The following is a 1,014-nucleotide window of genomic DNA, read 5'->3' on the forward strand; positions in this document are numbered from 1 at the left end:
CAGGGGCGGGCGCAGCCCCGGTTTGGTACAGCAGGCACGGCCGGGTGCGGCTCTCGAAGAACGAATCCGTGCAGGAACGCACCAAAAACGCGCGCTGCAGCGCCGTGATCGTGCGGTTGACCGAGCCGACCGAGGCGAACGGCCCGAAATAGCGGCCGCGGCGGGTCTGGGCGCCGCGATGCTTGAGGATCTGCGGCGCCCAATGGTCGCCGGTGATCAGGATATAGGGAAACGATTTGTCGTCGCGCAGCTGGACGTTGAAGCGCGGCCTCAGCTGCTTGATCAGATTGGCTTCGAGCAGCAGTGCCTCGGTCTCGGTCCCGGTCGAAATGACCTCGACCTCGACGGTGGCGGAGATCATCCGGGCGATGCGCAGCACATGGCCGGTCGGCCGGGCATAGGACGCCAGCCGCTTCTTCACGTTCTTGGCCTTGCCGACATAGAGGACGTCGCGCGCGGCGTTCAGCATCCGGTAGACGCCGGGTGAGGTCGGCGCCAGCCGCACCGCCCGGGCGATCGCCGAACGGCCGATCGCCAGCCCATTGGCGGGCGCGTCGCCCGGCTCCTCGGCGATCTCCGGTAGCCGCGACTCCTCGTCCTCCTCGAGCGCGAGCGAGGCGGTGTCGGCGTCGATGTCCTGGGCGGGCGCCGCGGCCTTGGCGGGCTCGGGCGGGGTCGGGGAGGCCGAATCCGGCGGCGCGGCCGCCCCTTCGCGCGGCTCGGCGGGGTCTTCGATCATGGCCTGAACCTAAGCGCTCAAGGCCGCCGTCGCCAGCGCCGCGGCTGGGCTGGCCACAGCCACGGTGTTGCCGCGAACACTGGCGAAGTAAGCTTCCGTTAAGAACGACACTTCGAACCCGTCTGGAACTGTCCGCGGTTTAAGAACCGCTTAACTTAAAAGTCTCGATAAATCTTACGCGAAAACAGCGGAGTTCCGTAACCATACGGGCCGCGCTTTACACCGGTCGGAGGCGGCTGACCGGGCGTAGGTCGGCGCAGATGCGTCGCTCGAGA

1 protein-coding gene is annotated in these 1,014 nt (G+C 67.6%); it reads right to left on the reverse strand.

Translation table 11 applies throughout. The annotated features are described in order from the left end of the window. Positions 1-739, reverse strand: a 739-nt coding sequence (locus tag I5M_RS00880) for a GIY-YIG nuclease family protein (protein WP_022719675.1), incomplete at its 3' end; no start/stop codon positions are given. Positions 740-1,014 lie beyond the last annotated feature (275 nt).

The sequence above is a fragment of the Rhodopseudomonas sp. B29 genome (assembly GCF_000333455.1).
GTDB lineage: Bacteria > Pseudomonadota > Alphaproteobacteria > Rhizobiales > Xanthobacteraceae > Rhodopseudomonas.